The sequence below is a fragment of the Nocardiopsis valliformis DSM 45023 genome (genome assembly GCF_000340985.1).
GTDB classification, from domain to species: domain Bacteria; phylum Actinomycetota; class Actinomycetes; order Streptosporangiales; family Streptosporangiaceae; genus Nocardiopsis; species Nocardiopsis exhalans.
Genome location: NZ_ANAZ01000025.1, coordinates 47,466 through 73,051 on the forward strand (window position 1 = coordinate 47,466; position 25,586 = coordinate 73,051).

25 protein-coding genes are annotated in these 25,586 nt (G+C 70.0%); 14 read left to right on the forward strand and 11 right to left on the reverse strand.

Features of this window, described 5'->3' with window-relative positions; translation table 11 throughout:
* Positions 1-35: 35 nt before the first annotated feature.
* Positions 36-923, reverse strand: coding sequence for a hypothetical protein (locus D457_RS0121940; RefSeq protein WP_017582827.1), 888 nt, complete (start codon positions 921-923; stop codon positions 36-38).
* A 210-nt stretch (positions 924-1,133) separates the two neighbouring features.
* Between D457_RS0121940 and D457_RS0121945 the strand changes: the two genes are divergently transcribed.
* The 3 genes from D457_RS0121945 (at position 1,134) to D457_RS0121955 (ending at position 4,055) form a co-directional block, all read left to right on the forward strand.
* Positions 1,134-1,970, forward strand: a complete 837-nt coding sequence (locus tag D457_RS0121945) for a 2,3,4,5-tetrahydropyridine-2,6-dicarboxylate N-succinyltransferase (protein ID WP_017582828.1) — start codon at positions 1,134-1,136, stop codon at positions 1,968-1,970.
* Positions 1,971-2,102: 132 nt separating this feature from the next.
* Positions 2,103-3,167 (forward strand): succinyl-diaminopimelate desuccinylase, encoded by a 1,065-nt coding sequence (dapE, locus tag D457_RS0121950; protein WP_017582829.1) that lies wholly within the window; start codon positions 2,103-2,105, stop codon positions 3,165-3,167.
* Positions 3,168-3,278: 111 nt separating this feature from the next.
* A complete protein-coding gene (locus D457_RS0121955; protein WP_193374532.1) occupies positions 3,279-4,055 on the forward strand; it encodes an LOG family protein in 777 nt (258 codons plus the stop codon).
* On the opposite strand, the gene D457_RS0121960 is transcribed toward D457_RS0121955, so the two are convergent.
* Positions 4,052-4,432: a hypothetical protein gene (locus tag D457_RS0121960; RefSeq protein ID WP_017582831.1), complete on the reverse strand. Its 381-nt coding sequence runs from the start codon at positions 4,430-4,432 to the stop codon at positions 4,052-4,054. The two genes, D457_RS0121955 and D457_RS0121960, sit on opposite strands and share 4 nt — an antisense overlap.
* 78 nt (positions 4,433-4,510) lie before the next feature.
* Between D457_RS0121960 and D457_RS0121965 the strand changes: the two genes are divergently transcribed.
* The 4 genes from D457_RS0121965 to D457_RS0121980 all read left to right on the forward strand — a co-directional run bounded on the left by D457_RS0121965 (position 4,511) and on the right by D457_RS0121980 (position 7,974).
* Entirely contained in the window at positions 4,511-5,050 is a 540-nt protein-coding gene (locus tag D457_RS0121965; RefSeq protein ID WP_017582832.1) for a hypothetical protein, read from the forward strand.
* A gap of 186 nt (positions 5,051-5,236) precedes the next feature.
* A complete protein-coding gene (locus D457_RS0121970; RefSeq protein ID WP_026116894.1) occupies positions 5,237-5,821 on the forward strand; it encodes a hypothetical protein in 585 nt (194 codons plus the stop codon).
* Positions 5,822-6,204: 383 nt separating this feature from the next.
* A complete protein-coding gene (locus tag D457_RS34985; RefSeq protein ID WP_014909697.1) occupies positions 6,205-6,372 on the forward strand; it encodes a DUF3117 domain-containing protein in 168 nt (55 codons plus the stop codon).
* 111 nt (positions 6,373-6,483) lie between these two features.
* Positions 6,484-7,974 (forward strand): leucyl aminopeptidase, encoded by a 1,491-nt coding sequence (locus tag D457_RS0121980; protein ID WP_017582834.1) that lies wholly within the window; start codon positions 6,484-6,486, stop codon positions 7,972-7,974.
* 88 nt (positions 7,975-8,062) lie between these two features.
* Here the strand turns inward: D457_RS0121980 and D457_RS0121985 are convergent, their stop codons facing one another.
* The gene (locus D457_RS0121985; protein WP_026116895.1) at positions 8,063-8,653 is read right to left on the reverse strand and encodes an O-methyltransferase; all 591 of its coding nucleotides are present in this window, start codon (positions 8,651-8,653) and stop codon (positions 8,063-8,065) included.
* A gap of 353 nt (positions 8,654-9,006) precedes the next feature.
* On the opposite strand from D457_RS0121985, the gene sigE reads away from it, so the two are divergent.
* The 4 genes from sigE (at position 9,007) to D457_RS0122005 (ending at position 13,150) form a co-directional block, all read left to right on the forward strand.
* A complete protein-coding gene (gene sigE / locus D457_RS0121990) occupies positions 9,007-9,639 on the forward strand; it encodes an RNA polymerase sigma factor SigE (RefSeq protein WP_026116896.1) in 633 nt (210 codons plus the stop codon).
* Positions 9,640-9,641: 2 nt separating this feature from the next.
* Complete coding sequence (locus tag D457_RS0121995; protein ID WP_051072994.1) at positions 9,642-10,403, forward strand: anti-sigma factor family protein; 762 nt, start codon at positions 9,642-9,644, stop codon at positions 10,401-10,403.
* Positions 10,400-11,485, forward strand: coding sequence for a hypothetical protein (locus D457_RS0122000; protein ID WP_017582837.1), 1,086 nt, complete (start codon positions 10,400-10,402; stop codon positions 11,483-11,485). The genes D457_RS0121995 and D457_RS0122000 overlap by 4 nt, the downstream gene beginning before the upstream one ends.
* 603 nt (positions 11,486-12,088) lie before the next feature.
* Complete coding sequence (locus tag D457_RS0122005; RefSeq protein WP_017582839.1) at positions 12,089-13,150, forward strand: S1C family serine protease; 1,062 nt, start codon at positions 12,089-12,091, stop codon at positions 13,148-13,150.
* Positions 13,151-13,289: 139 nt separating this feature from the next.
* Here D457_RS0122005 and D457_RS0122010 read toward each other — a convergent pair whose 3' ends face one another.
* A complete protein-coding gene (locus D457_RS0122010; protein ID WP_017582840.1) occupies positions 13,290-14,429 on the reverse strand; it encodes an Mrp/NBP35 family ATP-binding protein in 1,140 nt (379 codons plus the stop codon).
* A 437-nt stretch (positions 14,430-14,866) separates the two neighbouring features.
* On the opposite strand from D457_RS0122010, the gene D457_RS0122015 reads away from it, so the two are divergent.
* Positions 14,867-15,868 (forward strand): CPBP family intramembrane glutamic endopeptidase, encoded by a 1,002-nt coding sequence (locus D457_RS0122015; RefSeq protein WP_017582841.1) that lies wholly within the window; start codon positions 14,867-14,869, stop codon positions 15,866-15,868.
* On the opposite strand, the gene D457_RS0122020 is transcribed toward D457_RS0122015, so the two are convergent.
* Positions 15,862-16,362: a GtrA family protein gene (locus D457_RS0122020; protein ID WP_017582842.1), complete on the reverse strand. Its 501-nt coding sequence runs from the start codon at positions 16,360-16,362 to the stop codon at positions 15,862-15,864. The genes D457_RS0122015 and D457_RS0122020 overlap by 7 nt on opposite strands.
* 195 nt (positions 16,363-16,557) lie before the next feature.
* Here D457_RS0122020 and D457_RS0122025 point away from each other — a divergent pair, with 195 nt between their 5' ends.
* Both D457_RS0122025 and purE read left to right on the forward strand, forming a co-directional pair.
* Complete coding sequence (locus D457_RS0122025) at positions 16,558-17,715, forward strand: 5-(carboxyamino)imidazole ribonucleotide synthase (RefSeq protein WP_039831715.1); 1,158 nt, start codon at positions 16,558-16,560, stop codon at positions 17,713-17,715.
* Positions 17,712-18,245 carry a 5-(carboxyamino)imidazole ribonucleotide mutase gene (gene purE, locus D457_RS0122030; RefSeq protein ID WP_017582844.1) on the forward strand — a complete coding sequence of 178 codons (534 nt, stop codon included), beginning with the start codon at positions 17,712-17,714 and terminating at the stop codon, positions 18,243-18,245. Before D457_RS0122025 ends, purE begins: the two co-directional genes overlap by 4 nt.
* Positions 18,246-18,279: 34 nt before the next feature.
* Here the strand turns inward: purE and D457_RS0122035 are convergent, their stop codons facing one another.
* The 6 genes from D457_RS0122035 to D457_RS0122065 all read right to left on the reverse strand — a co-directional run bounded on the left by D457_RS0122035 (position 18,280) and on the right by D457_RS0122065 (position 25,389).
* Entirely contained in the window at positions 18,280-18,852 is a 573-nt protein-coding gene (locus D457_RS0122035) for a TetR/AcrR family transcriptional regulator (RefSeq protein WP_026116898.1), read from the reverse strand.
* A gap of 1,122 nt (positions 18,853-19,974) precedes the next feature.
* The gene (locus tag D457_RS0122040) at positions 19,975-20,400 is read right to left on the reverse strand and encodes an OsmC family protein (protein ID WP_026116899.1); all 426 of its coding nucleotides are present in this window, start codon (positions 20,398-20,400) and stop codon (positions 19,975-19,977) included.
* A gap of 338 nt (positions 20,401-20,738) precedes the next feature.
* A complete protein-coding gene (locus D457_RS0122050; RefSeq protein ID WP_017582847.1) occupies positions 20,739-21,437 on the reverse strand; it encodes a TNT domain-containing protein in 699 nt (232 codons plus the stop codon).
* A gap of 116 nt (positions 21,438-21,553) precedes the next feature.
* On the reverse strand, positions 21,554-22,885 hold the full coding sequence (locus D457_RS0122055) for a UDP-glucose dehydrogenase family protein (RefSeq protein WP_017582848.1): 1,332 nt from the start codon (positions 22,883-22,885) through the stop codon (positions 21,554-21,556).
* A 267-nt stretch (positions 22,886-23,152) separates the two neighbouring features.
* Positions 23,153-23,848 carry a hypothetical protein gene (locus D457_RS0122060; protein WP_017582849.1) on the reverse strand — a complete coding sequence of 232 codons (696 nt, stop codon included), beginning with the start codon at positions 23,846-23,848 and terminating at the stop codon, positions 23,153-23,155.
* 35 nt (positions 23,849-23,883) lie between these two features.
* Positions 23,884-25,389 (reverse strand): LCP family protein, encoded by a 1,506-nt coding sequence (locus D457_RS0122065; RefSeq protein ID WP_017582850.1) that lies wholly within the window; start codon positions 25,387-25,389, stop codon positions 23,884-23,886.
* Positions 25,390-25,586 lie beyond the last annotated feature (197 nt).

Consider the following 25,586-nt stretch of genomic DNA (forward strand, 5'->3'; position numbering starts at 1 on the left):
CTCAGGACCCGGCCGTACCCGGATCGCTTCCGTGCCTACCTCAGGACCACGCGGCCGCCGGTGTGGTCGCCCTCGTCCTCCAGCTCGGCCCAGGCCTCGTCTCTGTCCATGCCGTCGGAGGCCTCCCAGCGCTGGTCCTCGTAGGTCACCGACGTGATCCCGTACTCCTCGGCGTGCACTACGGCCCACAGGGCCATCGCCCACCCCAGGTCGCCGGTCTGGCCGGCCTGGTCCGGGTCCACCGGAAGCTGCGCCGGATCGGTGCCGAACACCCGTGCCATCTCCTCCTGGGCGCCCGCCACGTCGGCGTCCCCGGCCCGCATCGAGTCCAGGGTCTCCTCCTCGAACCAGCAGGTCACCGCGGGGCCGCTACGTCCGGTGAAGACCTCGGCCATCCGGGCGGACAGGCCCTCGTGCTGGTCGTAGGCGAACCCCTCGGCACTGCGCTGGACCGCCTGGGCGGCCTCGTAGACTGGCCGGTCCTCCCAGTTGTCGACCTCGACGAGCCTGTCGTAGAACGCCCTGCTGGCGAAGACCGGGTCCAGAATCTCCTCCGGCTCGCCCCACTCCTGGGAGGGGCGCTGCTGGAACAGGCCCAGGGAGTCCCGGTCGCCGTAGTCCACGTTGTAGAAGGTGGACTCCTGCCACACCGTGGCGTAGGCCACGGTCACCGCGTGCTCGGGCAGGTCGCGGCTGAAGGCCACCCCGCCCACGGTGCCCGCGTTCACGGCCTGGGCGATCTCCATCTCATAGCGCCCGTCGGTCAGCGCCAGACGGCAGCCCGGGTCGGGGCGTTCGCGGGTGTCCAGGGGCTCGAACGTGGTCAGCACGTAGTAGCCCCCGGCGACGAACAGGCCGCAGACGAAGGTGAGGATGAGGAGGATCTTGGCGAACGCGGAGAACTTCCGGCGTTTACTGGGCACGGGCGCACCAAGGGTCGATGACAGGTGGACCGCACCGTGTCCGGGCCCGAGGGGAGGACCGGGTCGGTGCGAGGGGCGTGCCGGGCTCCTGTAGGAGGCGGTCCCGGGTGAGCCTCGGCGAAAGTGTAGTCGGCACCACGAACCCTCAGAGGAACCCTGTGGGCGGGGCGTCGACCATCCACCCTCGCGGAGCGGCTAACGTGGGTTTACATGACCAGCTCGTACACCAGTCCGCTGCCCGACCAGATCGACGAACTCTGGGAGCAGCGCTCCGAACTGACCCCCGGCCACACCGAGGCGCGTGAGATCATCACCGGCGCCATCGACCAGATCGACGAGGGCAAGGCCCGTGTGGCCTTCGTCGACCCCGCCACGGACAATGTGGTGGTCGACGAGCGCGCCAAGCGCTCCATCCTCCTCGGCTTCAAGGTCCTGGACATGAAGGAGTCGCAGGTCGGCGACTTCTACCACCACGACCGCATGCCGCTGAAGACCCGCTTCGACGGTGTCCGCGTCGTCGCGGGCGCCATCGCCCGCTGGGGCTCCTTCCTGGCCCCGGGCGTCGTGCTCATGCCGTCCTTCACCAACATCGGCGCCTACGTCGGCTCCGGCACCATGGTCGACACCTGGGCCACCGTCGGTTCCTGCGCGCAGGTCGGCGAGAACGTCCACCTGTCCGGTGGCGTGGGCGTCGGCGGCGTCCTGGAGCCCCCGCAGGCCTCCCCGGTGATCATCGAGGACGAGGCCTTCCTCGGCTCGCGCAGCATGGTCGTCGAGGGCGCCCGCGTCCGCAAGGGCGCCAAGCTCGGTGCGGGCACCATCCTCACCTCGTCCACGCGCGTCTTCGACGCCGAGACCGGTGCGGAACTGCCCCGCGGCGAGGCCCCGGCCTGGTCGGTGTGCGTCACCGCCAACCGGACCAAGAGCTTCCCCGGCGGCGACTTCGGTATGCCGGTGCTGCTGGTGCTCAAGCGTCTGGAGGAGGGGCAGGAGCACGACAAGCTCGCCCTGAACGACCTCCTGCGCGAGCACGGCGTCAACGCGTAAGGGATCACAGAACAACGAGCGGGGCGTCCTCCCAGCAGGGGAGGGCGTCCCCTTCGTCTGTTCTAAGGTGGCGAAGTGTTGCGTGCGTGCACGCACAGCCACCCACACACCTCACCGAAACGGGGCGACACCATGCTGGACCTGACCTCGGACGTGGCGGACCTGACCGCCGCCCTCGTGGACACCCGTTCCGAGAGCGGTGACGAGAAGGCCCTCGCCGACGCGGTCGAGAGCGCCCTGTCGGCACTGCCCCACCTGACCGTCACGCGCGACGGCGACGCCGTCGTGGCCCGCACGGAACTGGGCCGTGACCGCCGCGTGGTGATCGCCGGGCACCTCGACACCGTGCCGATCGTCGAGAACGTCCCCTCGCACGTGGACGGCGACCGCCTCTACGGCTGCGGCACCTCCGACATGAAGGCGGGCGTGGCCGTCCAGCTCAAGCTGGCCGCTCTGGTCACCGAGCCGGTCCACGACGTCACCTACGTCTTCTACGACAACGAGGAGGTCGATGCCGTCCGCAACGGCCTCCTGCGCCTGAGCCGCAACCACCCGGAGTGGCTTGCCGGGGACTTCGCGATCCTGATGGAGCCCACGGACGGGGTGATCGAGGGCGGCTGCCAGGGCACGATGCGCGTGGACGTGAAGGCGTACGGCAAGCGCGCCCACAGCGCGCGCTCGTGGAAGGGCGAGAACGCCATCCACAAGGCGGGCGCCGTCCTGGACGTCCTGCGCGCCTACACGCCCCGCCGGCCCGAGGTGGAAGGCCTGACCTTCCACGAGGGCCTGAACGCTGTGTTCGTCGAGGGCGGCGTGGCCGGGAACGTCATCCCGGACGAGTGCGTGGTGCGGGTGAACTACCGCTACGCCCCGGACCTGACCCCGGCCGACGCCGAGGCCCACCTGCGCGAGGTGTTCGAGGGCTTCGAGGTCGAGGTCACCGACTCCTCCGCCCCGGCCCGCCCCGGTCTGGACGACCCGTCCGCGGCGGCGTTCGTCACCGCGGTCGGTGAGGGCCAGGCCCGCGCCAAGTTGGGCTGGACCGACGTCTCGCGCTTCTCCGAACTGGGCGTGCCCGCGGTCAACTACGGCCCCGGCGACCCGATGCTCGCCCACACGCGCGACGAGTACGCGAAGATCCCGCAGATCCGCGAGGCTGAGGAGCGCATGGTCGCCTGGCTCACCGGCCGGCGCTGATCAGCTCTGACCTGCTCTGAGCTGCGCTGACCTGGCCTGACCGCTACCGGTCACCAGCGTGTCACGCGTCGTTCGGGTGTGAGATTGCCTCGGGTGGATAACTTTACGGGCATGACGGAAGAAGAAGACGTGCGTCGCGCCGGACCGCTCACCTACCGTGGCCGCGCGATCCCCGACACCACGACCGACCAGCGGCTCCTCGACCGGCGAGGGCCCTCCGACTGGGTGCACACCGACCCCTGGCGGGTGCTGCGCATCCAGTCGGAGTTTGTGGAGGGCTTCGGGCTGCTGTCCGAGCTCCCCTCCGCGGTGAGCGTCTTCGGCTCGGCGCGGATCAAGCCCGGGACCGAGTACTACGAACTGGGCGTCGAGGTCGGCGCCAAGCTCGCTGCCGCCGGGTACGCCACCATCACCGGCGGCGGACCCGGGATGATGGAGGCCGCGAACAAGGGCGCCCAGCAGGCGGGCGGGCTGTCCGTCGGGCTCGGCATCGAGCTACCGTTCGAGCAGTCGCTCAACCCCTACATCGACATGGGGATGACCTTCCGGTACTTCTTCGTCCGCAAGACGATGTTCGTGAAGTACTCGCAGGCCTTCGTGGTGCTGCCCGGTGGGTTCGGCACGCTCGACGAGCTGTTCGAGGCGATCACCCTGGTCCAAACCAAGAAGATCACCCGCTTCCCCGTGGTGCTGATCGGCACCGAGTTCTGGGGTGGTCTGCGCGAGTGGGTGGAGGCGAGCCTGCTCAAGCACGGGCTGATCGCGGACACGGACATGGAACTGCTCCACGTCACCGACGACCCGGACGAGGCCGTGCGCATCGTCCAGCAGGCGCACCTGCACATCGAGAACAAGTTCGAGCGCTTCGAGCCCGGACCCTCCACCTAGGCGAGCCCCCGGCGCACGGCCGCGGGCGGGCGCTCGCCGCGCACCGACGCGACCATGTCCAGCGCCCGGCGGACCCGCTCCGGGTGGGCCGTGACGAACACACTCGCGCCCGCCCAGGCGTACACGGTGGCCAGAGCCACCTCCTCGGCGGCCTCGACCGGGACGGCGCCCGCGATCCCGGGCGGGGCCGGGGGCAGGTCCGTGCGCGGCTCCTGCCCGGCCGGCCGCGTGCAGCGGACCAGGACGGTGTGCCCCTCGGTGACCAGGTCCGACACCCGGGCCGCCGGTGGGCGGTGGCCCGCGTCCGCGGTCCAGGAACCCTCGGGGGCCGCCGTGGAGCTGTACTCGGGAACGGAGTCCGGGTTCAGGACTCGCAAGCGCGGATTCGACCCCCGCCGAGTCTCCCACGCCCGGCCACTCCCGGGGGAGGGCGGCGGTGTGGCACGATCGGAGCCGTGCCTATCTTCATCATGATCCTGGTCGCTGCGGCCGCGCTCGCCGTGCTCGTCGGCGTGGTCTACGTCGTGCTCGGCAAGGGTGGCCAGCTCGCCCGGTTCGAGGCCGACTTCCCCCCGCTGAACCTGCCCGAGGGGCGCCCGGTGGGCTCCCGTGACCTGGGCGGACTCCTGCTTCCCCTGTCCATGTGGGGCTACCACGTGCGCGCGGTCGACGAGCTGCTGGTGCGGCTCACCGGAACCCTGCGCGAGCGGGAGGAGCGGATCGAGGACCTGGAGTGGCGGCTGGCCCGCCTGGACCCGTCCTACGTCCCCCGGGGCACCGGCCCCCGGCCCGGCTCGTACCTGCCGGGGGAGGGCGAGCTGCCCGCCGACCAGCCCGCCTCCGGATCGAAGGTCGGGCCCGTCGAGGAAACCGAGCCCTCCGCCGACCTCTCTTCCGAGTCCGCCGTGGATCCCTCAGCCGGGTCCGTGGCCAAAACCTCCCCCCGGGCCGACGACGCCACGGTCGGTGGCGGCAACCGCGACGACCAGGCCTGATCCCGCTTCGCCCGATCGGCGACTCCCTCGCCGGGGCCCGGCGCGCCCGGAACCCCTATGTCGTGCATCACATCCGATGTGTCGTTCTTGGTCGGATGTGGTGCGTTCAGTTGCTCTATTCTCGGTCGCTGTACATGCGTACCCCCGCTCCGCCGGAGCGGGTGGACCGTCGTGAGGATGGCGAGGATGGACACAGCAGCCGAACTCCGAGCGGGCTCAGAGGACGGGCACGGGAAATCCGCCACCCCGGTGCGTCAGATGTCCCTGTGGCCGCCGCCCCGCGCGACCAGGTACCGGGACAAGCGCCGCCGTCAGTTCACCAAGGTGACCGTGGCCGCGGCCGTCCTCCTGCTGCTCGGCGGCGGGGGCTTCGCGGCCTGGGCCTACCTGGACGGTTCCGGCGACGATGCCGTCACCACCGCGCCCGACCCCGACGAGTTCGTCGGATCGTGGTCGGGGTCGATGAGCCAGGTCGACACCGATGGCGAACCCGTCGCCGAATGGGATGCTGAGGTGCGGATCGAGGAGGGCGCCGAACGCGGCAGTACCGCCTGGAGCACCTTCTCCTGCTCCGGAACACTGGAGCTGTCGGCGCGCGACGGCGACCGGCTGGTGTACTCCTACACCGAGATCTCCGACCCGGAAGACCGTTGCGTCGACGAGTCGGAACTAACCCTCTGGCCTGTTTCGGACGGCGGGGGCCTCAACGCGGAATGGTCCTCCGTGACCCGTGAGGGAACCAGGATGGTTTCCACCGGGACCCTGGACTGAGCGCAGAAGAGGACGAAAGTCCCAGGTGGCGCCTTCGGTCCGGGTGCCGGTCGACTTCCTGGTTTGACCCGCTGTCCTGCGGCAATAGTCCGTGCGGCCGCTCTTGCACCGCACGGGTTTCGGTCGAGACCGATATAACCTTACTGACCAACGATTCCTCGCTGCGGGAACGCACGGAGGTGGCCCGGCTGTCGCCCGGCGCACACCCATGGGTCAACCTCCGAGATAATGGGCGAAGAGTGATGCACGTCCCTTAAGTCACACGGGCGCGAGTCACGCGGAACCGGCCCACGGCTCCGAAGCCGAACCGTTCAGGCGGATCGGTGTCGGTGCTGTGGGTCGGCCCCGGCCATCTGCGAGGAACACCTAGAAAGGGGAATGGCATGGCGGCGATGAAGCCGAGGACCAGCGATGGGCCGATGGAGGTCACCAAGGAGGGTCGCGGCATCATCATGCGGGTCCCGCTCGAGGGCGGCGGCCGTCTCGTTGTGGAGCTCACTCCGGACGAGGCGACCGAGCTCCGGGACGCGCTCCAGGGTGTCGTCGGATAACCGGATACGACCCGTCCCCCACCTGGGCCGGAACGCCCTGACGACCCCCGAGGTTTCACACCTCCCACATGCGTGAACCTCCCGCAATGAGTGAACGATTGTGAGCGGCCTGTGCCATTCGCCACGGAGATCCACCCCGTACCGGGGACCCTCGCCGAATCCACCGCGGACCTGCTGGTCCTCCCCGTACTCACGGGCGAGGAAGGCCCCGAGGCGGTCGGAGGGGTCGCCGACGGCGGACTGACACAGGTCCTTCCCTCCCAGCTCGCGGACCTGTTCGCGCACTACGCGCTCACCGGCAAGCCCGGTGAGCTCGCCCAGTTCCCGGTGTCCCGGGACGGGGGCCTGGTCCGCCTGGCCCTTCTCGGAGTCGGTTCGGGCAGCCCCGACGACCTCCGGAAGGCGGGCGCCGCCCTCTCCCGGGCCGCACGGGGCAAGGAGCGTATCGCCCTCGCTTGGCCCGGCTCGGACGCCGCGGCGGCCACGGCCTTCGCCGAGGGCGCCCTGCTCGCCTCCTACACCTTCACGCTCAAGAGCGCCGAGGCCCCGGCGGACCAGCGGCCCGCACCCGTCATCGACGTTGTCGGCGACCCCGCGGCCCTGATCGAACCCCTCGCCCTGGGCAGCACCCTGGCCACGGCCACCGCCCTGGCCCGGGACCTGATCAACACCCCCTCGTTGACCAAGGACCCGGAGTGGATGGCCGCCCGGGCGCGTGAGGCGGCTGAGGACTCCGGCCTGACCGTGCGCGTGTGGGACGAGAAAGACTTGGAGAACGAGGGCTTCGGTGCGATCCTCGCGGTCGGCCAGGGCTCAACCCGGCCGCCGCGGCTGGTCCAGCTGTCCTACACCCCGGAGAACCCCACCGGGCACGTCGTGCTGGTCGGCAAGGGCATCACCTTCGACACCGGTGGTCTCTCGCTCAAGCCCAACGACAACATGAAGCTCATGAAGACCGACATGAGCGGCTCGGCCATCGTGTTGGCTGTCCTGTCGGCGCTGGCCTCCGTGGGAGCGAACGTCCGGGTCACCGGCCTGCTCGCGCTGGCGGAGAACGCCTTCTCGGGTGACGCCACCCGTATCGGCGACGTCCTGACCACCTACACCGGCAAGACCGTCGAGGTGCTCAACTCCGACGCCGAGGGCCGCCTGGTCCTGGCCGACGCCATGGGCTACGCCAGCACCGAGCTCGCCCCGGACGTCCTGGTCGACGTCGCCACCCTGACCGGCGCCGCCAAGCTGGCATTGGGCACCGGGATCGGCGCGCTCTACAGCACCGACGACTCCGTCGCGGCCGAGATCGAGGCCGCCGGCGAGGAAGCGGGCGAGCCGCTGTGGCGGATGCCGCTCACTGAGGACTACGTCCCCACCACCAAGTCCCGGGTGGCGGACCTGGCCAACATCGGTACCCGCGGCAAGGACTTCGGTCCGGCCGGGGCCACCGACGCGGCGCTGTTCCTGCGCGAGTTCACCGGCGACCTGCCCTGGGCCCACCTGGACATCGCCGGTCCGGGCCGGTCCATGCAGGAGAGCGGCCTGCTCACCAAGGGCGGTACCGCCTTCGCCACCCGAACCCTGCTGCGCTGGCTCGCCCGAAAGTAGGTATTCGGGTCGCACGGACGACCAGCGGGCCCGGGCGGAAGACCTCTTCCATCCGGGCCCGCGGTATGTCTGCGTAGGCCCGTGGCTTTCAGGGGCGGATGGCGGCGAGCAGCCCTTCGCCCACCGGTACCAGCAGCGGGATGAAGGACTCGTCCTCGCGCATCCGCTGCATGACCTCGCGCACCGCGATCTCCGCCGGGCCGGGGACCCGCAGCGGGCCGTCGGGTTCGTCCGAGCCCACCATGACGTTGTTGAACACCACGACCCCGCCCGGCCGCAGCAGCCGCAGCGCCTCTTCCAGGTAGGCCGGGTAGGAGACTTGGTCCGCGTCGACGGACACCATGTCGTAGCCGCCGTCGGTCAGCCGGGGCAGTACCTCCAGTGCCGTACCGCGGATCAGCCGGGCCCGGCCCGCGCCGAAACCGGCCCGGGCGAAGGCCGAACGCGCGTAGTCCTGGTAGGCGGCGTTGACGTCCACCGTCGTCAGGATCCCCTCCGGCACCATCCCCCGCAGCAGCCAGATCCCCGACGTCCCGCAGCCGGTGCCCACTTCCACCACCGAACGGGCACCGATAGCGGCGCTGAGGAACCGCAGCGCCGCCCCCGTCGCGGCGTCCACGGGCGGTGCGGCGGCACGCACACCCGCGTCGTAAGCGTCCGCCAGAGGTCCGTCGCCCATGGCGGACTCCTCGAACCGAGCCTGCTCGGTCCGGACCCACATGGTCCGGGCGACGCTCTCTTCTGCGCTGATGACGGCCTCCCAAGTCCTGCTGAATGTTGTGGCCAGGCGCTCTGACCGGGGGATCGTCACCCACCGTAGAATGGTGGTCGCGGCCAGGTATGTCCCTGCGCAAAAGACTAGCCTGATCCGGCCGGAACTCCGAGTGTGGCGGCGGGAACTTAATCGGCGTCCCCCGGCGTTGAATCGGGATGAACGCACGTTGATCGCCACGAAGTAAACTCCCCCCGAACCAACCCCCGTGGAGCGGATCGGCTTCGAGGCGAGACCAGCGGGACGAAGGGAGCAGCGCGGTGCCAGAGACCGGCCCTGCCGTTGAGTTCGAGGCATGGGAACCCCCGAGCTGGGAAGAGGTCGTGCGCGTCCACTCGCCGCGGGTCTACCGGCTGGCCTATCGCCTCACCGGGAACAAGCACGATGCCGAGGACCTCACCCAGGAGGTCTTCATCCGTGTGTTCCGCTCCCTCGCCAACTACACTCCCGGAACCTTCGAGGGGTGGCTGCACCGCATCACCACCAACCTCTTCCTCGACATGGCCCGGCGCAAGGCCCGCATCCGTTTCGAGGGGCTGGCCGACAACGCCGACGAACGCCTGGAGGGCCGCGAGCCCTCGCCCGCCCAGCGCTACGACGACCGGCACTTCGACGCCGACATCCAGAGCGCACTGGACGCCCTGCCTGCCGAGTTCCGCGCCCCCGTCGTGCTGTGCGACATCGAGGGGCTCTCCTACGAGGAGATCGCGGCCACACTCGACGTCAAGCTCGGTACCGTACGCAGCCGCATCCACCGAGGCAGGGCCCAGCTCCGCCGCGCCCTGGAGCACCGCAGGTCCCTGGCGGCCCAGGCCCTGAACGGCGGTCAGGACGGCGCCCAGAGCATGACCCGGGGCGGCGGAACCGACGTGATGCACGGGGAGGCGGAGTGAGCATGGACCACCTCGGGGAGCGCCTCTCGGCGCTCATCGACGGGGAGCTGGGTGCCGCCGAACACGAGCGTGCCCTCATCCACCTGGCCAAGTGCGAGTCGTGCCGTTTCGAGGCCGACATGATGCGCCGGCTCAAGCGCAGACTCACTGGGCTCGGCGAACCCGAACCTGACATGGACTTCATGGGGCGCCTGATGTCCCAGCCCGGCCTGGGCGGCATGGGCGGCGGTCCCGGTGATCGGGGTGATCGCGGCCCCTCGGACCAGCCCTCGGGCAGCCCTTTCGGATCGAGCCCCCCGCTGGGGCACTCCCGACCCCTCGGCGGGTACCCCACGGGCGGACCCCTGATGGCCGAGCAGACCGACCGGCACTCCGGGAACCGCTCGACCCGGACGGACGGGAACCGGTCCACCGCGCCCACGAACCAGCCGCGGACCCAGCCGGAGCGGTACGTCCCGGCCCGACCCGAACGCCGGGACGGCGGCGACCGGTTCTCCGGCCTGCTGCCGTACTTCTCCGGCGGGCGCTACGCGGTCGCGGGCCTGGCGGTGGCGACGGCGCTCCTGGGGAGCGCGTTCGTCGCGGGGGCTGAGGGCGAGGACACTCCGGTGGTCGAACCCCACCTGGCCGACTTCGCGGTCGAGCACGCGGTGACCAGCCGTCAGATCCCGGTGGTGGACCCACTGCCCGCGCACCAGGCACCGTTCGAACCCCTGCCCGTCGTGGCCGAGCACTCCTCGGCCCCGACCGAAACGACCCGGTGAGGTCGGAAGGCCCCTCTTCCGGTCCGTACTCCGGACCCGCGTCCGCCGTCATCGCCGCGCTGCTGTGCGTCCTCGTACTGACCGGCGCGGTACATCCGGAGGCCACCTCGGTTCCGGCCGAGGGCGACGACGACGGCATGGCCGTACTGCAGCTCTCCGCCGCCTCGCACAACGAGGTGGCCTACACCGCCGTGCGCGAGGTGCGTGGACCGGAGAGCGCTGACCGGGGCGGGGTCGACGTACGCGTGGTCAACCGGCCGGGCGCGGGCCTGGCCATGTCCCCGTTGGACGGGGAGGAACAGGCCGGAGAGGAACGCGCCTTCGTCGTGCTGGCCTCCTCCGCCCTGGAGTCCCTCGACGAGCGACTGCTGGACGTGCTCGAGGACACCTACCACGTGGTGGACTCGGGCCCCGACGACCTCGACGGCCGCCCGGCCCACCTGGTGGAGGTCCTGCGCGCGGACTCCACCGTCGCCGGGCGTTTCTGGGTGGACATCGAGACCGACCTTCTCCTGGGCCACACGGTGTACGACCTCGCGGGGGAGGAGGCGTTCAGCAGCCACCTCACCGAGCTCAGCCTGGAGGAGGGCTCCTGGCCGGACGAGGTCCTCGGGGACTCGCCCTGGGGTGACGCCCTGGACAGTGCGGAACGCCGCGAACTTCGCGAGGCGGGCTGGGTGCTGCCCGAGCACCTCACCTGGAACCTCCGGCTGGTCGACACCCGCTCCAAGCACTACGAGGGCGAGCCGGTCGTGCACGCCGTCTACTCAGACGGGCTCTCGCAGGTGTCGGTTTTCAGCCAACGTGGCAAGCTGGGAACAGAACACCCCTCCACACTTCATAACGGATATGTCGGAACCGGGACGGGGGGAGGAGGCGTCACAACAGGGCACGACACGATCTTCGGCGGAGACGTGGGTCAGTACCAGAGCGTGTGGCAGGCGAACGGATTCGTCTACACGGTCCTGGCCGACGCCCCCGCGGACCTGGCCTCCTCGGCAGTGGCCGCGTTGCCAGGGCCCGAGGACTCGGGCTTCTGGGCCAGGGTGCTGCGGGGTCTATCCCGGCTGGGCCTCCTGTAAGGGGTTGGCCCGGGTGGCGGAGCGTGTGCCGAGCCGAAAGCCAAGCGACATACGGAGCAGGTCTTGAGTCAGGACAACGACCGTTCGGAACCCGCGCAGGGGCCTACCCCCTCGCCGAGCGGTGGAGGACCTCAGCGAGGTGTGCCGGGCACATCCGCCCAGGGGCAGGCGCCTGCGGAACCACCACGGCGACCCACCGGTGAGTGGATCGCCCCGCCCCACACCGGGGGAGGCCAGCCTCCCCAGTCAGAACGTCCCGTGAACCAGGGCACCACTCACGGTTCGTCCCCCGGCAGCGGAGACCCCATGAACCCCAACCGGCCCCCTTCCTCGGAGGACCCCACCGGCTACCACCAGGGCGTCGGCGGTCCCAGCCAACCTCAGCAAGGACAGCAACCCCAGTACGGTCAGCAGGCGCAGCAACCTCAGCAGCCCCAGTATGGTCAGACCGCCCAGCAGGGTCAGGCTGCCCAGCAGGCGTCCCAGAGCCACGGGCACTTCGCCTCGCCGCCCGGGACCCAGGCCCAGTACACCCAGCCCGCCCCGAGGCAGGGGACGGGCTCCCGCAGGCGCGGGGTCCCCGCCTGGATCGCGCTGAGCGGCATGCTCGTCGTCGCCCTCATCGCGGGCGGCGCGGGCGGGCTCGCCGGCGGCCTGATCAGCTCCTCCGGGGAACAGGCCGCCCCGGCCCCCGACCCGGGGCCGACCATCAACGAACCCCCGTCCGAAGCGCCCGAGCGCGCCCCCGACACCATCGCGGGGGTGGCCCAGCGGGTCAGCCCGAGCGTGGTCTCCCTGCGCAGCGCGGGCGGCCGGATCGGGGCGAGCGGTTCGGGTTTCGTCATCGACGGCGACTACGTGGTCACCAACGAACACGTCTCCACGCCGCTCGAGGAGGACGGGATCATCATTGAGTACAGCGATGGCAAGTTCAGCCTGGCCACGGTGATCGGCTCCGACCCCACGTCTGACCTCGCCGTCCTGGAACTGGAGGACCCCAACGACGTCGAGCCGCTGGAGTTCGGCAACTCCGACGAAGCGGTCGTCGGCGACGAGGTCATCGCGATCGGCGCGCCCCTGGGCCTGGCCGGAACCGTCACCCAGGGCATCATCAGCGCCATGGACCGTCCGGTCAGCTCCGACGAGGGCCAGAGCCAGTTCTTCGCCATCCAGACCGACGCCGCGATCAACCCCGGCAACTCCGGCGGGCCCCTCGTGGACATCCAGGGCAGGGTCATCGGGGTCAACTCGATGATCGTCACCATGGGCGGCGGCTTCATGGGCGAACAGCCCGGCGGCAACATCGGCCTGGGCTTCGCGATCCCTGCCACGGAGGCTGAGCAGGTCGTCAAGCGGATGATCGGCACCGACGACGCGGAGAACACCGGCCCCGCCGACCTCGGTGTCACCTATGACGGTGAAAGCCCGGTCATCGGCGCGGTCATCGCCGAGGACGACGACGCGGTCGAGCCGGGCGGCCCCGCCGACGCGGCCGGGCTGCAGCCGGGTGACGTGATCGTCAGCTTCGACGGCCGCAGGGTCAACTCCCACGGCGAACTCCAGGCGATGGTGCGCGACCGCTCGCCAGGCGAGGAGATCGAGCTGGAGTACGAGCGCGACGGCGAACGGGAGACCGCCACCGTCACCCTCGGATCGGGCGAGTGACCGGTCGGACGTCCGGCCGGATGTCCGACCGGCCGGGAAGCTAGCTCCGGGCAACACGACGGCCCCCGGGTCCAGGGTGAATCCCAGGACTCAGGGGCCGTACGTGTGTCTTCCAGCCGACCTTCGGAGCGGTCAGTCGTCAGCGACCGGCGGGGGAGATGCCCAGCTGCATCCCGGCCAGCCCGCGGGGCTTACCGACCAGCTTCTCGGCGATCGAGACGAGCACCTTGCTGGCCTCTGCGTCAGGGTGGGTCAGGACCAGCGGCTGGCCCTCGTCGCCGCCCTCGCGCAGACGGGTGTCCAGCGGCACCTGTCCCATGAGCGGGATCTCCGCGCCCAGGGTCTTGGTTAGGGCGTCGGCGACCTTCTGGCCACCGCCCTGGCCGAAGAGGTAGACGGGGTCGCCGCCGCCCTCCGGCTGGTAGTAGGACATGTTCTCGATGACACCGGCGATGCGCTGGTGCGTCTGGGCGGTGATGGCACCCGCGCGCTCGGCGACCTCGGCGGCTGCCTGCTGCGGCGTGGTGACCACGAGCAGTTCGGCGCCCGGGAGCATCTGCGCGACGGAGATCGCAATGTCGCCAGTGCCCGGGGGCAGGTCCATCAGCAGGACGTCCAGGTCACCCCAGAAGACGTCGGAGAGGAACTGCTGGAGGGCACGGTGCAGCATCGGGCCGCGCCACACCACCGGGGTGTTGCCCTCGGTGAACATGCCCACCGAGATGACCTTGATGTTGTGCGCGGTCGGCGGGAGGATCATGTCCTCGACCTTGGTCGGGAAGTCCGACGCACCGAGCATGCGCGGCACCGAGTGGCCGTAGATGTCGGCGTCGACGACACCGACCTTGTGGCCCTGGGCCGCGAGCGCGGCGGCGAGGTTCACGGTGACGGACGACTTGCCGACACCGCCCTTGCCCGAGGCGACCGCGTAGACCTTGGTGAGCGAGTTCGGCTTGGCGAAGGGGATTTCCTTCTCCGCCTGGCCGCCGCGGAGCTTGGTCTGGAGCTCCTTGCGCTGCTCCTCGTTCATGACGTCGAGTTCGACGGTGACCTTCGTGACGCCGGCGACCTTGGTCACCGCTCCCGTCACGTCCTTTTCGATGCGGCCCTTCATCGGGCAGCCGGCAACCGTGAGGTAGATACCGACGTGCACGGCACCGTCGTCGGCGATGTCGACGCTCTTGACCATGCCGAGGTCGGTGATGGGTCGGTGGATCTCCGGGTCTTGCACCGTGGCCAGGGCTTCGTGGACCTGCTCGGTGGTGGGTGTGGAGGACATGTACTCAATCGTAGGTCAGCGGGACGGGGTACTTGGCCTGTGGTGTCGCTTGCAGGACCACCCGCAGGACCACCTGTTCCAACAGGTGGATCGGGGGGCGCTATTCCTTTGTCTCAGTGCCCACTGGTCTCCCGCCCGTTCTTCCGCGGGCCTGTGGAGCGGCTGTTCCGTACCGTGACCAGGCGATAACGGCGTGGCCTTAACGCAGGCAATACATGCCCGGATAGTAGTCTCGGCGCACGATGGGAAATGTGCCGCCACCGCCTGGTTCGTCCTGGCCCGCCGCGCCTGAAGGGCCGGAGGGGCAGGCTTCTGGTGGCTACACCCAGGAGCAGACCTGGGCCTGGCCGCCCGGCGGCGCGAGGCAGACCCCGCCCGGCGGGCACCCGGCGCTGACCCCGGACCCGTCGGTGTGGGCTTGGCCACCTCCGCGTCCGGTGCGCTCCAAGCAGTTCGCCTGCGCGGAGCTCCCCGAGGGTGAGGCCTATCACAGGCTGGCCCGGACCCCGCTGTTTCGCTGGTGGGTCCTGCCGCTGGCGGTGCTGGTCTTCGCGGTCCTGCTGTTCTTCCTGTGGGTCGGCGTCGTGCTCGTCGTGACGATCGTCGCGATCCTCGGTGGCAGCGGCCTGGCCCCGGACTCGGTCCGGGTGGGTGAGATCGCCGGATTGGCCTTCGGGCTGGCGGCGATAGCGCTGCTGATCCCCGTCACCCTTTTCGTGGTCCGCGTGGTGCAGTGGCGCCGGGCCGGATCACTCATCTCGGTCGAGGGCCGCGTGCGCTGGCGCTGGCTGGCCCGGTGCGTGTTCACCGCGGCGGTCCCCGTCACGGCGGGTGCCGGACTGCTCTTGCTGGTGTCCGGCGGGACCCCCGCCGGCGGCCCGGGTGCGGTCAACTACGGCAGCGTCGAGGTCCTCGCAGCGGCGCTGCTCGTGATCGCCCTGCTGGTGCCACTCCAGTCCGCGGCCGAGGAGATGACCGTGCGCGGGCTGACCATGCAGCTCGTGGGTTCACTCGGCTCGCCCTCCGGGGACAGCGCCTTTTCCCGGGTGCTGCGCTCCCCGTGGCCCGCCGTCCTGGCGGGCGGGACTCTGTTCGCCGCCCTGTACGCCTCCACCCACCCGGGCAACCTGTGGACCACCGTGTCCCTGGCGGTTTTCGGCCTGGGCATGGCCTGGCTGACCTGGCGCACCGGCGGCCTGGAGGCCGCCATCGGTCTGCACGTGGTCAACAGCCTGGTCCAGTTCACCCTGTGCGCAGTGGAGGGCCGCCTGTCCGAGGTCGGCACCGGTGTCGTGATCGGCAGCGGACTGCCGCTAGGCACCAACACCCCGATGACTCTGGCGCTGACCACCGTCCAGGTCGGCCTCTACCTGCTCCTGGTCACCGGCCTGGCCCGCCGCGCCGGTGTCAGCCGACGCAGCCCGGTCACCCGTTACTGAGCCCGCGGAGCCCTGTCGTCCTCGGGAAGGGCGCTGCCCTGCGGGCCGGTGCTCTCGGTTTCCGGCTGGGGCGGGAACACCCAGGTGCGGTAGGCGAAGAACCGGAACAGCGTGCCCAGGGCCACGCCCACCACGTTGCCGGAGATGTTCTGCGCGAGGGGGCCGTCCAGGCCGAGCACGTACAGGGAGAAGGCCTGACAGCCCACCTGGATGAGCATGCCCACGCCGTTCATCACCAGGAACAGGAAGGTCTCCCGGCCGTAGCCGGTGCGCGCCCGGTCGCTGAAGGTCCAGAACCGGTTGCCGACGAACGCCACTGCGATCGCGCACAGGGTGCCCAGCACCTGTCCGGCCATCACCTGCATGCCGTTGGCCCACAGCAGGTTGGTCACGACGAGCTGAACGACATAGGCGACGGCGCCGACGGAACCGAACTTGCCGACCTCGGCGGCCAGCTTGGCCAACCGGGGGTGCCGGGTAGCGAAATCACGCATGGCCTGTGCCTTCCTGCTCCTGTGGGGGTCGCGGCGGTGGGGATGGCACCTGGGGGCCCGGTGACCGCACGCCCTAGACTCTAACCGGGGGCTTCGACAGACACCCCGGCCGCGGGTTCCGAGCCGAACGGCCAGGTTCCGCTGTGCGCGGATCCGCCCCGCATCCGCGGTTGACGAGCATTGAGTTGAGGAACTGTGAGCGAGCGTAACCGCATCGTCCCCCGCGTGGGAATGATCGGCGGAGGTCAACTCTCCCGGATGACCCACCAGGCGGGCATCGGACTGGGAGTGGACTTCTCCGTCCTGGCAGCCGACCCCACCGACAGCGCGGCCCTGGTCGCGGGCGACGTCACCCTGGGCGATGACCGCGGCCTCGACGACGTCCTGGCCTTCGCCAAGGCACACGACGTGGTCACCTTCGACCACGAGCACGTACCCGAGCCGGTCCTGCGGGCCGTGGAGGAGGCGGGCGGGCTGCTGCGCCCGGGCCGCGACGCCCTCCGCTTCGCCCAAGACAAGCTGCGTATGCGTACCCGCATGGCCGAGCTGGACGCCCCCTCCCCGCGCTGGCGGGCGGTGACCACCCTCGACCACGTCGCTTCCTTCGCGGAGGAGACCGGGTGGCCTGTCGTGCTCAAAGCCTCCCGCGGCGGCTACGACGGCAAGGGCGTGTGGGTCGTGGACGGTCCCGAGGAAGCCCGCGAGGTCGTGGACCGCGCCGCTGCCGAGGAGGTGCCGCTCCTGGTCGAGGAGAAGGTGGCCTTCAGCCGCGAACTCGCCGTGCAGGTGGCCCGTTCCCCGCACGGGCAGGTCGCCGTCTACCCGGTCGTGGAAACCGTACAGCGCGGCGGGATCTGCCACGAGGTGATCGCCCCCGCCCCGAACCTGCCCGAGGCCAAGGCCCTGCGCGCCCAGCAGCTGGCCATCGAGATCGCCCAGGCCCTGGACGTGACCGGTGTGCTGGCGGTGGAGCTGTTCGAGACCGCCGACGACGTGGTCGTCAACGAGCTGGCCATGCGCCCGCACAACTCCGGCCACTGGAGCATCGAGGGCGCGCGCACGTCCCAGTTCGAGCAGCACCTGCGCGCGGTCCTGAACCTGCCCCTGGGGTCACCGCGCACCAACGCCCCCTACACCGTCATGGCCAACCTGCTGGGCGGCGAGGACCCTGACGTCTACCGCCGTTACCTGCACGTCATGGCCAAGGACCCCGAGGTGAAGGTGCACTTCTATGGCAAGGGCGTGCGCCCGGGCCGCAAGATCGGGCACGTCACCGTGATGGGCGACGACTACCAGGACCTCCTGGAGCGCGCCCGCGACGCCGCCAGCTACCTACGAGGAGACCAGAAGTGACCGACAGCAAGCCCGTGGTGGGCATCGTGATGGGGTCCGACTCCGACTGGCCGGTGATGCGCGAGGCGGCCGAGGCGCTCAAGGAGTTCGGCGTCCCCTTCGAGGCCGACGTGGTCTCCGCGCACCGGATGCCGCACGAGATGATCTCCTACGGTGCCGAAGCGGCCGGCCGCGGTCTCAAGGCGATCATCGCCGGCGCGGGCGGCGCCGCCCACCTGCCCGGGATGCTGGCCTCGGTCACCACCCTGCCGGTGATCGGTGTCCCGGTGCCGCTCAAGTACCTGGACGGTATGGACTCGCTGCTGTCCATCGTGCAGATGCCCGCCGGGGTCCCGGTGGCCACGGTCGCGGTGGGCGCGGCCCGCAACGCCGGGCTGCTGGCCGTGCGCCAGCTCGCCGCGCACGACCCGGAGCTGGCCGAGCGCATGGCCAAGTTCCAGGAGGAGCTCAAGGAGCAGGCGCACGCCAAGGGCGAGCGTCTCCGCCGTGAGGTGTCCGAGAACGGTTCGACCATGGGCTTCGGCTTCTAGCCGGTCGTTTGGTCGGCTTCCGAGCCCCGGTGCCTCAGGTGCCGGGGCTCACCAGCGCTCGCAGGCCCTCCATCGCCTGATCCACAGTGGGCAGGGAGTTCGGGTCGACGATGTACTGCTGCACGTATCCGGTGACGATGTTGTAGATCATCGAGCCCAGCCCGGCGACGGTGCCCGGGTCGACCTGGTCGGACGGCACGTCCAGGATCAGCGCGGCGAGCTCCCGGCGCGCCTCTTGGTGCCCCTCCGTGAGCGCCGCCCGGATGTCCTCGTTGAAGGGCGACTGGGCGTAGGCCTCGACCCCCGCCACCATCAGGTCCCGCTGCTCGGGGATGCTCTCGAAGAGCACGGTGACCAACAGGCGGATCCGTTCCTCGGGGCTCCCGGTCGCGGTCTCCCGCACGGCCCTGTCGAAGACGTTTCCCCACTCACTGGTCGCCTCGATCACCGCGGTGTTCATCAGGTTATCCTTGGACCCGAAGTGGTACCCGATGGACGCCAGGTGCGCCCCCGAGGCGGCGGCGATGTCCCGGGCGGTCGTCTTGCTGTAGCCCTTTTCGATCAGGCACTTCTTCGCGCCGGCCAGCAGGTCCTCGCGTTGGCTCATGGCGCACACCCTAGCATTTTGACGTACGTACATTATTTATCCTCGATGTATACGTACGTACGATCGACTCCATGAATGCGACAAAACCGGACGAACGCGCCCCCGGCCGCACCTGAAACGGGTCTGTACTCCTCCTGATCCCTGCCGGGCTTCCTGCGTTGTGTGGGGTTCCTCGGGTTCCCCCGTTTCCCGCCGCTCGATGGTTGCCGTCTGCGCTGCGCGCGTCAAGGTCGTCGCGTCGAGGGCTTCGCCCGGAGGGCGCTCCACCTTGACCCGCTTCGCTGCAACGGCGGTGGGCGGCTATCGGGAAACGGGGCAGGAGTGGTCGGGGTGGCAGACGGGCCCCGAAAGGGGCCAACTACTCACTACCTCGGCCTTCAGCCGGTGCCCTCCACCGCTCTGCGCGCAACGCCTGGCCGTGTCGCGGCCGGTCAAGGTGGATGGCGGAAAAGCGGCAGCGACGGCCCCGGTCTCCCCAGGCCCGCGCGGACCGGACCGCGTGTCACGGCCGGTCGAGCGTGCCATCGGACAAGCGGCAGCGACGGCCCCGGTCTCCCCAGCCCCGCGCGGACCGGACCGCGTGTCACGGCCGGTCGAGCGTGCCATCGGACAAGCGGCAGCGACGGCCCCGGTCTCCCCAGCCCCGCGCGGACCGGACCGCGTGTCACGGCCGGTCGAGCGTGCCATCGGGCACCCGGCGGTGAGGGCTGGGTTCAGCGCTGTGGTGTTGGCCCTGGGCAAGCCAGGGTGTCCGTAACCTGCGTCTGGGGTTGTCCGCTGCTTCCGAAACCCCCTCATCCCCGGTGATCTTGCTACCAGAAGCGAAATCGGCGCTGAACTTGCTTCTGGTAGCAAGATCATCTTCGAAACAGGGGCCGAAACTGTGCTCGGGGGCCTGGCGGGGTCGCGGTTGTCGTTCGCAGGCAGGCGTGACCGGCCGCGACACGGCCAGGCGTCACTGCCACGCAGAGGGACACCGTGACCTGGGCGGGGGAAGCGGCGTAGGAATCGCTTCCCCCGAGTTCGCAGCCAGGTTTCTGCCCGGGAATTCGAACCCTCAGGAATCCCAAGCCCCGAGAACCCCAGGGCCCAGGAATCCCGGAACCCGGGAAAATCGAAGACTCAGTGCAGAGTGGCCTTGAGCGTGATCTTGGTGGCTTTGAGGGCCTGGCTAACCGGGCAGTTGGTCTTGGCGTCCTCGGCGATCCGCTGGAAGTTCTCTTCGGAGATCCCCGGGATATCGGCCACGACGTCCAGGTGGATGCCGGTGATCCCCTCGCCGGGCTGAAAGGTCACGGATGCCGTGGTGTCCACGCTCCGGGGAGGTGTGTCCGCCTGGGCCAGGGCGTTGGAGAACGCCATCGAGTAGCAGGAGGCGTGTGCGGCGCCGATCAGTTCCTCCGGGCTTGTCCGGCCCTCGGGGTCGTTGGCGCGGGACGCCCACGTGACATCGAAGGTGCCGAGTCCGGACGAGTTCAGGGACACCTGGCCCGCCCCGTCCAGGAGGGCTCCCTCCCAGTGCGCGGTCGAGATTCGTGTGGTCGCCATGGTCATGCTCCTCGTGCTTGCTGGTCGAGCGGTCGCAGCCAGCTTCGCAGTCCTGGCGGAGATTGTGGTGCCGCAACCCTCGTCGGATGCGGAAGACGTACCCGCGAAGTAGCGTCCGGGCCATGGCGGAAGTGTTATTGCACAGCGGTCAAAGCGGCCGCCGGGTCATCCGGGTTGGGGACACGGCCCGGTGACCGCCCTGTCCCTGGACACTCGCCGGGGAGGGGGTCCAGGGACAGGCCGCGTGGGCTCGGGAGGGCTTCCTTGACGAGCTGGCGGACCGGGTGCGCTGGCGCCCCGGCCATCGGCGGCTTTTCCTGCTGCGCTGGCCCCAAGCGCTAGGCGCTCAACCGGTATCCCTCCGGGAGGACGCACTCCTCGGTGGGGCGTTGGTCCAGGTAGCCCCAGTCAAGGAGGTCGTTGACCGGGACGTGGCCGTCGCCCTCGGCCTCGGGGACTGCCTCGACTGGGACCAGGAGCTGTTCACCGCCGCCCGGCTGTTCAAAGTGCGGGGCGATCGGCCCCACCCATGCGGTGACCGGTTGGGTGACCTCGTAGCAGTTGTAGTTGTGCTCAGGCCCGTCCGGCCAGGTGTTCAGGGAGTTCGGCGGGAGCGCTCGTTCGGAGTAGGGGGCGCCTGCCGGGGCCAGGAACGAACCCCACGGGGAGCCGAAGCGGTCCAACATCCAGCCCCGGGGGAGTTCCTGGAGCTCCTTCAGGGGCTGGCCGTCGGCCACCACGAAGCCGTCGTGTTCCGGGTAGTCCCAGCTGCCGTCGGCGGTCCACCAGCGGTCCAGGAACTCGGTCGGGGAGAGGCCGCCGAGGCGGTCGTACCCCTCGACCAGGCTGCCGACGGGGCCTTCTTCGGGCAGGTCAGCCGGGCCGAGACGGGAGTCGCCGCACAGGTAGCGCTCCATGTCCTCCGCGGTGGGCGGTGGGACCAGGACTGGGCACTCCGAGACCGGCTCGGCGGTGGCCGGGCCCGCGGTCAGGAGCAGGGCGAGGGCGGTGCCGACCAGCACGGGGAACTTCCGCATTGGACTCCATTCAGTGTCACTCAGGGTGAGGTTATTGATACTGAATGGAGTTAATCATGGATGCACAACAACGGCCGCCCCTGACGGAGCGGCCGTTCAGTGCGAACAAACGGGGGCTACTGGCGACCCAGGGCGCGGTAGGTCCAGCCGGAGGCGCGCCAGTAGGTCGGGTCCAGGGCGTTGCGGCCGTCCACGATCCGCTTCTGCGCGACCACCGTGGCCAGCTCCTCGGGGTTGGCCTCGCGGAACTCCGCCCACTCGGTGAGCAGCAGGACCACGTCCGCGTTGCGGACGGCCTCCAGCATGGAGTCCGCGTAGTTCAGCTCCGGGTGCGCCTCGCGGGCCCGTTCCAGTGCCTGCGGGTCGTAGACCGTTACGTGGGCACCGAGGGAGGCGATGGTCGAGGCCACGTCCAGCGCGGGCGAGTCCCGGATGTCGTCGGAGTTCGGCTTGAACGCCGCGCCCAGCGCCGCGACGGTGCGTCCGGCGAAGTTGCCGCCGATCAGTTGGCGGGCGATGTCGATCGTGCGCGCCCGACGGCGTTGGTTGATCGCGTCCACCTCGCGTAGGAAGGACAGCGCGGGCTCCACACCCAGTTCGTCGGCGCGGGCCATGAACGCCCGGATGTCCTTGGGCAGGCAGCCACCGCCGAAGCCCAGGCCGGGGCCGAGGAACTTGCCGCCGATGCGGTCGTCGTAGGACAGCGCCTCGGCGAGCTGGATGACGTCGGCGCCCGCAACCTCGGACACTTCGGCCATGGCGTTGATGAAGGAGATCTTCGTGGCCAGGAAGGCGTTGGCCGAGACCTTGACCAGTTCGGCGGTCTGCAGGTCGGTGACCAGGAAGGGGATGCCCTCGTCCACCTGCTGCTGCCAGAGTGCGCGGACCGCCTTCTCCACCCGGGGGGAGTCGGTGCCGAGCACGATGCGGTTGGGCCGCAGGGTGTCCTTCACCCCGAAGCCCTCGCGCAGGAACTCCGGGCTCCAGCCGAGCTCGGCCTCCTCACCGACGGGCGCCAGGGCGGAGAGCCGGGCGGCCAGGGTGGCGGCGGTGCCCACCGGGACGGTGGAACGGCCCACGACCACGGTCGGCCGGGTCAGGTACGGGGCGAGGTTGTCGATCGCCGAGTTGACGTACTTCAGGTCCGCGGCGCCGGACTCGTCCCGCTGCGGGGTGCCCACACAGATCAGGTGCAGGTCGGCGAAGGCGGCGACCTCGGCGAAGTCGGTGGTGAAGTGCAGCCGACCGGTCCGGAGGTTCTCGGTCAGCAGCTCGGCGAGCCCGGGCTCGTAGAAGGGGACCTTGCCGGAGCGGAGCAGATCGATCTTGGCTTCGTCGACGTCGAGGCCCATGACCTCGTAGCCCATCTCGGCCAGGCAGGCGGCCGTGGTGGCGCCGAGGTAGCCGGTTCCGATGACGGATACCCGCATGCGTTCCGCTTCGACCACTGGTGTTCCTTCCTCGCTTCCGCACGCGCCTCGTCTGCTGGTGTGCCCGCTCATGACGGCTCACATCCCGCAGGAGGGCAGAAAACGGACATGGTTCGGCCGACGGGTTGTCCGTGGGGGGACGGTGCATCACCCTACGCGTCGGGGTCTGGCGCGTGACCGAACAACACGTGAACAGTCAGGCGCACAGATTACCGGCGGGTGGGAGCCGGTACGTACCGGGGAGGAGCGTTTGTGCGAATACGCGGCAGGCGCCCGACCGTGACTTCAGTACCTGCCGTCGCCGAACGACCGGGTGTGGCCGGGGTCCTCGTCCAGCGGGGTCCACACGGCACCGGTCTCCCCGCGGCGAAACGGTGTCGTGGTTTTGTTCGGATCGTCATACTCGCGGATCGGTGAGGTGGGCGGGGGGACGTCCGGGACGGTGTCGCCCACAGGGCCGCCGTCGTTCCAGGGCTGATCCGGTTCGACCACGGTGTCCGACCCCGACCGTCCCGCGTAGTCTTCCCGGCTGGTGCTGGCCACCACCCGCTCCCGGACCGGAACACCCGCCGAGCCGAGGTCGTTTGCCGCCCGCCAGCGGGTCGGCGACACCGCCGAACCCAGGAGGAGGACGCCCAGGGGCAGGGCCACGCCGAGCCCAGCTCCGTTCGGGTAGAGGAAGACCTCGTCGTTGATCCAGTACAGGGCCGACTCCACCGAGGCGGGGGAGAGGACCGGCCACAGGCACAGCGCCGTCAGCAGGGTCCCTGCAGCGCCCGCTGTCAGCGGGGAGAGCCGCGAAGCCACCAGGTAGGCGCCCACTATCCCCATCAGGCACAGCACCACCACGGACAACACGGTTGTCACACTCACATCACCTTGGGTGATCTTCGGGAAGAGGTCGGCCGACCAGGCGATGCCCACCCACAGGGCGGGGGCCAGGGCGATACCGGCGAGCAGGCCGACCAGGTGGCGGAGCACGCTAACCCTTCCTTGGCGGGGACCACCTCAGATGGTCACCCGCAGATGTTGTCCTTCGCGGTCGTGGTGGCCGTTTCGGTACCGGCGGAGGGCTCCTCCTCCGGCTCGGGCTCCACGACCTCGGGGGCTTCGAACGTCGTGTAGTTGAATCCGATCACGAGCTGGAGGCCGTCGTCCAGGGTGCGGTCCTCCACGGTCTCCGACCCCGGCAGGGTCTGGGCCAGGTACTCGGCGGTCCGCTCCTGACCCGGACCGTACCTGACCTCCGTGCGGGCCACGTCCCGGCTGCTCCAGTTCTCCGCGCCGTCGGTGACGTCGAACCCGGCCGTGGCCAGCTGGTTGTCCAGCTGCGCCCCCAGACCCGGGGTGGCAGTGCCGTTGAACACCCGCAGGCTGATGTCGCCCGGAACCGGCTCGGTCTCCTCGCCGTCGTCCTCGGCCTCGGGCTCCGGCTCCACCAACGGGCGGTCGGCGTTGACCGCCGCGAACATCTCCCGCGCTGCGGGCTCGTCCCACAGCAGGGCGACGTCGCCGCGCGGGGTCCAGTGATTCATGTCGGCGATGGGCACCTGGGCGAAGGTGACCTCACCGAGGTCGAGGTCGCGCATCTGGTAGGCGAGGTCGTTGATGGTGCTGGTGTCCAGTCCCTCGTCCACCGTCACCGAGGAGAGCGCGCTGTCCAGGAACGCGGTCAGCTTGGTCGGGTTCGAGAGCGTCTCGGTGCTCATCGCCCGGTCGAGCATGGCCGACAGCACCTGCTGTTGGCGGTCGATCCGGTCCAGGTCGCCGCGGGCGGTGGCCCGGGTTCGGGAGAAGGCCAGCGCCTCCTTGCCGTCCACCCGGTGCGTACCGGCCTCCATGTCCAAGTGCGCCTTGGGGTCGTTGATCGCCTCGGGCAGGCACACGTCGATCCCGTCCAGGGCGTCGACCACGTCCACGAACCCGTTGAAGTCCACCTCGACGTAGTGGTCGATGCGCACGTCAGTGACCGACTCCACGGTCTGGACCGCTAGTTGGGGGCCGCCGTAGGCGTAGGCGGCGTTGATCTTGTCATCACCCTCGCCGGGGATGTCCACCCACAGGTCGCGGGGCAGGCCGATCACGGTGACGTGGTCGCGCTCGTGGTTGAGCCGCACCAGCATGATGGCGTCCGAACGCTGCCCCGGGGTGGAGCCCACACTGAGCGCGTTCTGGTCCTCCTTGCTCATCTCGCCCCGGCTGTCGGAGCCGATGACGAGAAAGGTCAGCCCCCCGGTCTCCGCCGGGCGCTCGCCGTCGGACAGCCCGCCGAACACGTCGAACCGGTTCAGGGAGCCCGACACCCACCCCGTGATCGCCCACGAGGTGCCCGAGGCGAGCAGGACCAGCACCGAGAACACGCTCATCAGCAGCAGGCCGTTGCGGTGGCGGCGCACCCGCGCGCTGGGCACGGTGACCCGGCCGGACCTCGGGGAGCGCCGATCACCGGGTGGTACGGGCTGCGAGCGTTCGCGTCGGAACTCGCCCGTCGTCCTGCGCCGTCCGGCGTCCTCGTCGCTCATCGGCGTCCCCGTCCCACCCGTTCAGCGGTGTCCTTGGTACCTAGGTTGTCACCCGATCGGCCGAAGGGCGCGGGATGTCAACCCTCGGCGTGTTGCCCCCCATATGTTTCGAGCCGGGAACGACCGCGTTGGTTCCGGGAAATCATGTAAACCGCTCCGACCTGCACGGCGTCATGCATGTCGCCCCATACGGGGTG

Coding starts and splice junctions, on each gene's coding strand:
- D457_RS0121945 (WP_017582828.1), top strand. CDS start 1,134: ATGACCAGCTCGTACACCAGTCCGCTGCCCGACCAGATCGACGAACTC.
- dapE (WP_017582829.1), top strand. CDS start 2,103: ATGCTGGACCTGACCTCGGACGTGGCGGACCTGACCGCCGCCCTCGTG.
- D457_RS0121955 (WP_193374532.1), top strand. CDS start 3,279: ATGACGGAAGAAGAAGACGTGCGTCGCGCCGGACCGCTCACCTACCGT.
- D457_RS0121970 (WP_026116894.1), top strand. CDS start 5,237: ATGGACACAGCAGCCGAACTCCGAGCGGGCTCAGAGGACGGGCACGGG.
- D457_RS34985 (WP_014909697.1), top strand. CDS start 6,205: ATGGCGGCGATGAAGCCGAGGACCAGCGATGGGCCGATGGAGGTCACC.
- D457_RS0121985 (WP_026116895.1), bottom strand. CDS start 8,653: ATGGGCGACGGACCTCTGGCGGACGCTTACGACGCGGGTGTGCGTGCC.
- D457_RS0121995 (WP_051072994.1), top strand. CDS start 9,642: ATGGACCACCTCGGGGAGCGCCTCTCGGCGCTCATCGACGGGGAGCTG.
- D457_RS0122005 (WP_017582839.1), top strand. CDS start 12,089: ATGCTCGTCGTCGCCCTCATCGCGGGCGGCGCGGGCGGGCTCGCCGGC.
- D457_RS0122010 (WP_017582840.1), bottom strand. CDS start 14,429: ATGTCCTCCACACCCACCACCGAGCAGGTCCACGAAGCCCTGGCCACG.
- D457_RS0122020 (WP_017582842.1), bottom strand. CDS start 16,362: ATGCGTGATTTCGCTACCCGGCACCCCCGGTTGGCCAAGCTGGCCGCC.
- D457_RS0122035 (WP_026116898.1), bottom strand. CDS start 18,852: ATGAGCCAACGCGAGGACCTGCTGGCCGGCGCGAAGAAGTGCCTGATC.
- D457_RS0122040 (WP_026116899.1), bottom strand. CDS start 20,400: ATGGCGACCACACGAATCTCGACCGCGCACTGGGAGGGAGCCCTCCTG.
- D457_RS0122050 (WP_017582847.1), bottom strand. CDS start 21,437: ATGCGGAAGTTCCCCGTGCTGGTCGGCACCGCCCTCGCCCTGCTCCTG.
- D457_RS0122065 (WP_017582850.1), bottom strand. CDS start 25,389: ATGAGCGACGAGGACGCCGGACGGCGCAGGACGACGGGCGAGTTCCGA.